Origin of the sequence: Schinkia azotoformans (assembly GCF_035811335.1) — a bacterium.
Classification (GTDB): Bacteria; Bacillota; Bacilli; order Bacillales; family Bacillaceae_J; genus Schinkia; species Schinkia azotoformans.
This window is the reverse complement of the sequence record NZ_JARSMD010000014.1, coordinates 1-6333: the sequence shown is the minus strand read 5'-3', so window position 1 is coordinate 6333 and position 6333 is coordinate 1. Positions and strand designations below refer to the sequence as shown.

Annotated in this window: 6 protein-coding genes and 2 pseudogenes; all 8 read left to right on the top strand. The window is 31.4% G+C overall.

All coding sequences use genetic code 11. The features are described from left to right. Positions 1–855 (top strand): hypothetical protein (locus P9E47_RS07475; RefSeq protein ID WP_326163020.1); only part of this gene is annotated, 855 nt, incomplete at its 5' end. A 247-nt stretch (positions 856–1102) separates the two neighbouring features. Next, positions 1103–1452: pseudogene (locus P9E47_RS07470) on the top strand (DegT/DnrJ/EryC1/StrS family aminotransferase); the annotation flags it as partial. Between the two features lie 101 nt (positions 1453–1553). Then, positions 1554–2387, top strand: a complete 834-nt coding sequence (locus tag P9E47_RS07465; RefSeq protein WP_326163019.1) for a hypothetical protein — start codon at positions 1554–1556, stop codon at positions 2385–2387. Positions 2388–2551: 164 nt separating this feature from the next. Beyond that, positions 2552–3448 carry a hypothetical protein gene (locus tag P9E47_RS07460; protein WP_326163017.1) on the top strand — a complete coding sequence of 299 codons (897 nt, stop codon included), beginning with the start codon at positions 2552–2554 and terminating at the stop codon, positions 3446–3448. A gap of 253 nt (positions 3449–3701) precedes the next feature. Further along, entirely contained in the window at positions 3702–3809 is a 108-nt protein-coding gene (locus P9E47_RS07455) for a putative holin-like toxin (protein ID WP_326163016.1), read from the top strand. A gap of 268 nt (positions 3810–4077) precedes the next feature. Next, positions 4078–4212, top strand: a pseudogene (locus tag P9E47_RS07450) (NAD-dependent epimerase/dehydratase family protein); the annotation flags it as partial. Between the two features lie 229 nt (positions 4213–4441). Further along, positions 4442–5575, top strand: a complete 1134-nt coding sequence (locus P9E47_RS07445; RefSeq protein WP_326163015.1) for an SEC-C domain-containing protein — start codon at positions 4442–4444, stop codon at positions 5573–5575. 231 nt (positions 5576–5806) lie between these two features. Further along, the gene (locus tag P9E47_RS07440; protein WP_326163012.1) at positions 5807–6022 is read left to right on the top strand and encodes a hypothetical protein; all 216 of its coding nucleotides are present in this window, start codon (positions 5807–5809) and stop codon (positions 6020–6022) included. The last annotated feature ends 311 nt before the right edge of the window (positions 6023–6333 follow it).

Sequence of the window (6333 nt, the reverse complement as noted above, 5' to 3'; positions counted from 1 at the left end):
TTATTGGTGCGAAAGTTGAGTTTCAAACAACTAGAAAGATGCTATTTTGTGCATGAATTACCCGATGTTTATGTACAAATTATTGATAGTGGTAAAATTAATGATATAGATTTTGTTAATGAGGCTGAAAAAAATTACTTTATTACATCACTTATTTGTAAAAGTTATATAAAAGATATTCGTTATAAACGAAATATACATGATTATTTAAACAATGCTTATGGTTATTTTTACGGACAAAAGGATTGGCTATCCTATAATGATATTTTTGAAACCTTATTTGAAAAAGAATTGTATCAATTTTATTCAATCTATGAATTTATTGTGGAAGAGGATTGTATTCAAAATTTATTTGTGAATTTGAAGTTGGAAGATTTAGTTTGCACAATCAATCTATTACAGGAATGCTATGAAAAATATAATTTAGAGGTTATATGGTTTAAATCATTATGTAAAAACATGCTTAATGATGCAATATCATTGTATACAGAATATATTGATGTCACTGATTACTGTTATAATTATGATATTAACGATTTATTAAATAAAAATTCGAAACCTTGGTACTGTGGAGATGATGTAGAGTACGATATTGATAAAGAGGCAGTGGTTCAAGAATTAGAGCAACGGATAGAGGAAGATATTAAAGATGAGGTGCAAAATATTTTAGCTAATTTGAATAATAGTATTATTTGCTATACAGATTTGTCAAATACTTTTATCGTTAATTCCTATGACATAGACAGAGCTATTGATTCTTATTTTGAACCGGGCGAAATTGATTACGAAGGTCGGGGCAATACTAATTCAAAAGAGTCATACATTTATGAAATTGAGGCTATATTCGAAAGGTAGTTTTTCTGTCTGTAATAACTGATTGGGCCTGTCACTACCTGTAAAATGTCGAGATTTGTAGAATTGTAAAGTTTTAGTTTTAGTTTTGGGTGCCAGTCACCACCCGAAAAATGTTGGGATTTGTAGAATTGAAGAGTGTTAGATTTTTAATATAATTCCCGCTGCAAAGGGTGTTTTCAGCGGGGTTTTTGCTACCACAACATGAAGATCTCCATTTTGGATGCTTGTCACCGCCCGATATTATACTGAAAAAGAAGGTAAGCTTCCTGTAGCCGTAGTTGTTGTCAATCTATATGGTCAAAGTGCTGATATGGATAAGATTTTGGATATATGTGATAAATATAATGTCCCTGTAATCGAGTATGCTGCAGAATTTTTGGGTGCTTTATGTAAAGGTAAAGAAAGCGGAACGTTTGGTCGGTTGGTATCTATTCTTTTAATGGAAATAAAATAATCACAACATCCGGTGGGGGAATGCTTGTATCAGATGATTCAGATGCATTAGCGAAAGTGCGCTTTTTGGCAATGCAAGCACGGGATCAAGCTCGACATTACCAGCATAGTCAAATCGGATTTAATTACCGAATGAGTCACCTGAAGTTTATAGAATAAAAAAAAGAAAGTTTTGTTTTATTACTTGACTTTGGAAAGGCTCTGCGGAGAGTAAAACTTTGCAGGACTAGAAAGAAGTGATAAATATGATTGATGATTTTATAAAACAGACAGTTTCCTTTCTTGAAAGAACGGATACCCGTATTCATGCACCAGAGATTCGAACGGTTAGATATGAAGAAAATACAACATCATTGTTAATGTCAGATTCGGAAGTTGTTTATCTAAATAGAGCAAATATCTCGGATAATGTCCTTTTAGGTATAATGTTCTTTTTTAGCATTATTGATGCAAAAGTTGATTTACTTCACCCAGAATTAGATGGTGAATCATTTCGGCAAAGATACAAAAGAATGACTAAAAAAAGTGATGATGAAATCATTTTAAGTCAGCTTTTTAGAATTCTCAAGTTGCTAAGAAATGCTTCAGTTCATTCGAAGAACTCAATTGTTATAAAGAACAATGAGATAACTTGTTCTTACAGTAATATGAAAACTAATTTTCAACTAATAATCACTAAATTGGGGCTGGAGTTAATTTATTCGTTAATACTAGAGTTAGTGAAAACGACAATGAGTACAAGCTTATACTACAGTTCAATTAGAAGAACCTATTATGATGATATAAAAGCCAATATTAAGGTATTTGCAGACGATTTGGGTGACAGCAGCCTTCTAGAATTATCAAATGGGATAAGGTTAAAACGTGGGGTTAGGTATAAGATTACTAATTCGATATTTAAAATCGAAAAAGATTATTTAATAATTGAGAAACCATATGATTTACCTGAAGATGAAAAATTATATCGTTCCTGTGATTATGAAGTGAATTATAATGGGAAGAACTATTTAATTCCGAGTGAAGCACTTGATTCAAACAATAAAATGGATATATCACACTTGTGTTTATGGGAATTATAATCATGGAAAGGGCTGTTTACAATTAGCGGTGGTTTGATTCCCATGTGGCTCTGTAAAGGGTAAAATCTTTGCGGAGCTCTTGATTTATAATTTGAACTTAGAAATGCTTTATGGAAAGTAAATTTAACAATTCTACCCATATAATAATCTAAGGGGACCACTTAATGGAAAATCAAAAAATAATAAAAAAAATAAATGAATGTAGCATTTCAATTGAAAATAGTATTTTTACACTTAAGCCATATTTATTCGAAGATATTCCCTATGCATTACCAACAAATAGTTCCCCAGAGTTTCGTAGACACATTGCTGCGGCAATAATTTCGTATATCGATAAGAATTTACAATCAGATACTATTGAAAATGTTACGAACTCACTGGACATCAACCGTTATGATAATAAAAGTCAATTATCTGATGTAGATATTGTTCTGGATACAATTGTTAAATCAACAGCTATTTGTATCGATTATTTTTGTAAAACAATTAAAGTTGTCGAGTTAAATCATGGACAAAATTTTTTTTTGCTAGCTATGTCTAGGTTGAAATCATCTTTTGAAAGTGCCGTACTCTTATTGAGATTTGGATATTATATTGAGGTTTCAACGGTCTTTCGCATGATTTATGAGCAACTTTGTTGGGCATGTTTTGTGATAGAACAAAGCAATGAAAAAACTATCATTAACCAAAGTGTAACTAAAACTGTAAAATATCTTAAAAAGGTAAATGAAGAATATGGAAAGTTATACAATTTATATTCTCAAGAAGCTCATATTGATCCAAAAGTAGTAGGAAGTTATTTAAAGGAAATAGACGGAAAAACACATGTAAGGATGCGCTCAGGAGAAGAGTGTAATAATAAAACATTAGATTTGATATTATTAGCAAAAATATATATAGATGTTTTGGAGTATGCTGTTGATAAGTATTTTTCATTAAAAGAAAATAATAAAATTGAATTGAAAGTTATTATTGAAACTAATAGACACATTATTAAAATCATTTATGGACGGTATACTGAAGATATTGGTTTTAATTTGCAATATGAAGATACTATTTAATCTAGCCTGGAAAAGTTTAAGCTTTGCCTACCGCCCGAAATTTGTCAAGATTTGTAGAATAATGGACCCCGTAGAGTTAAGATTTAATTACAATAGCATATCGATACAATACTTTAAAGCAAAGCGAGAAAAGGTGGACAGCAAAGTTTTATTCATACTGTAGATATTTACTGGTAATATTGATAAACTTTTAGCTAGTAACTACATATTGCAAGGTGGCGGCTGAACTCCCTTATGAAAGGGGGTGAGGCTGATGACGACATACGAGGCTTTTAGTTTAATTGCTCAATTTAGCTTAGTACTAATAGCGGTACTTACACTAATTGTAACCATTGTCGTCTATATAAATAAAAAGAAATAGCCACCCTGCCCGCCAAAGTAAGGTGACTATTTCATATAGATCATAAAATTTTGGTCAGCCGCGCTTTATGCGGCATGTAGTTGCTTTGATCGGGTGTTAGTAGCACTCGATCATTTCTATTATATAAATAATTATATGTTATTATACCTTGAATTGCAATTTGGTTTTGGGTGCCTGTCACCACCCGGAATTTGTCGAGATTTGTAGAATGATAGATTGTTTTATTGGGGGAATATTTAAAGGTAATTTGATAGGAGGCTATCTTTTTATGAATATACTAGTTACCGGTGGTGCCGGATATATAGGTTCACATACTTGCTTCGCTTTACTAGAAGCGGGGCATACAGTAATTGTTGCCGATAATCTTTGTAATAGTAAAGTAGAGACCTTAAAAGAAGCAAAGGGACGGTTCTCATGTTACAAAAACAAAATGTTTCAGAAATTTTCGATGATGTTGCAAAAGGCATTGATTGCAAGAAATATATATTATTAAAGGAGAATAAATATTAGCTAGTATTTGATGCCTGTCACCACCCGAAATACGTAGATATTTGTAGAATTGAAGAGTTTTAGAATTAATAAAGAACTCGATAAATTTTCTATTAAAATGGCTTATGAAAAAGGGGGATATCATGTTTACTACAAAGAAGGTGGCTAAAAAGTTTAAATTTGAACCCTATGAAGATTGTCCTTGTGAAAGTGGTCAAAAATATAAATTTTGTTGCTACGAGAAAGGTAAATCATATAATAAAAAAGAACTAAATTATACACCAGGAAGAATTATATTTGAATCTCAAAAGATATTCAGGGAGACGGATTTTGAAACCTGCTTTGCTTTTAATAAAGATGAATGTACAAAAGACATTATAGGGGCACATTCACTCCAAAATAATGGTGTTTTAGACAAAATTTCTATTGATAATCATATATATTATCTTACTCCGGTAATAAAAAATAATGTGCCTTCACTTAAGTTTGAAAAAGTAGGAAAAAATCAAGCTAGTAAGTTTACAGGTTTTTGTAAAAATCACGATAAATCATACTTCTCCTGTATAGAGGATGCTGATTATGTAAAATCTGATGAACAAAACTTTTGGTTTGCGTTTCGTGCATTTTGCTTTGAATTTCATAGAAAGAAAAGGCTAAAAAAGCATTATTCTAAACTCTTTAAAAAGTTTCCTCATGCTACAAGAGATCTACAAATTCAATTAAATTATAGGGCTTGTGAGTTGGACTTGAAGGATAAAGAATTGGAATATCGTAGATTCCAAAAAATCTATGAAGATAGATCCTATAATAAAATGGAATCATTTATTAAAGTATTACCATACAGAGTAGGATTCACAGGAACAACAGCAGTAGCTGTCAATGTAGATATTGAAGGAGAAAAAACTGTTGATATTTATGACTATGACGAAAAGTTATTTGTACCTTCCCTTTATATATCTGTTATTCCAAAAGAAACATCGTCGATAATTATTGTAAGTAGACATATTGATGATACTTGCTATGAGGCTTTAATAGATAAATTAAAAAGAAATACAAACCTTGATGTAATTCTCAAGTATATTACTTTTTGTTTAGCTGAATTTAGTGAAAATGTATATTTTTGTCCAGCTTTAATAGATAAATTAAGTAATTCTGAAAAAGATAATATTGTCTCAGCTTTTATATCCTCTTTAAGTGTAACTCCTGAATTAAGATTTCGTTCTTTGATCAAAGGATTTAGACTAAATTTATTTGATTTAAAAATGGATGAGAATTAGTTCCAATTTGGTATTGATAGGTGTATTAACATTAACTTTTTATACATGTTGGCGCAGTCTACGCACATTTTGAATGCGAGAATGTTCATACAGCCGATAAAGATAGTGATTTAATGTTAACGGTTCTTGTAGTATGGCTCAAGAAGAAGCGGTCAATGCGGGAACCAGTAGTCAGTGGGGAAAGCGGAAGTTAGCGGAAATAGGGATTGTTTCGGGGAATTCGAGTGGTCAGTGAATGAATTAAATGGAATAGATGATTTCAATCCATTGAAACAACGTATTCCTTTCAGGGGTGACTTGTTTGAACGGGTTGTTGAAAGTGGAGTGATTCACTTAGATGGCCGAATTGTATATCAATTAAAGATAGATGTTGAATGGGAGGAATACTTGGAAGAGAAATGCTCATACAAACTGAAGGTGAAAAGAAAGCGGAAGAAAAGAAAATAACGGGAAACAAGCAACCCACCGTGTTAGCGTCTAGGTTTTAGATGGCTACTTGGTGGGTTTTCTTTGTATGTTTCCATTTTTATGCGAAGGTTTTATAAAAAGGTTCTTTTGTCGGTGCAATTTGTATATTGTGTTATAAGGAGCTTGATTAAAGACAATTGCACAAGGGTATGATATAAATAGAATATACCATTGAAAGAATTACGGTATTTCTTCCAATAAAAAACCCAACCTTTTATATACATAACATGGTACAATTATATTTATTCAGCTTTTAGTTAGGTAGGGTGATTATTGATTATTGCAGATAA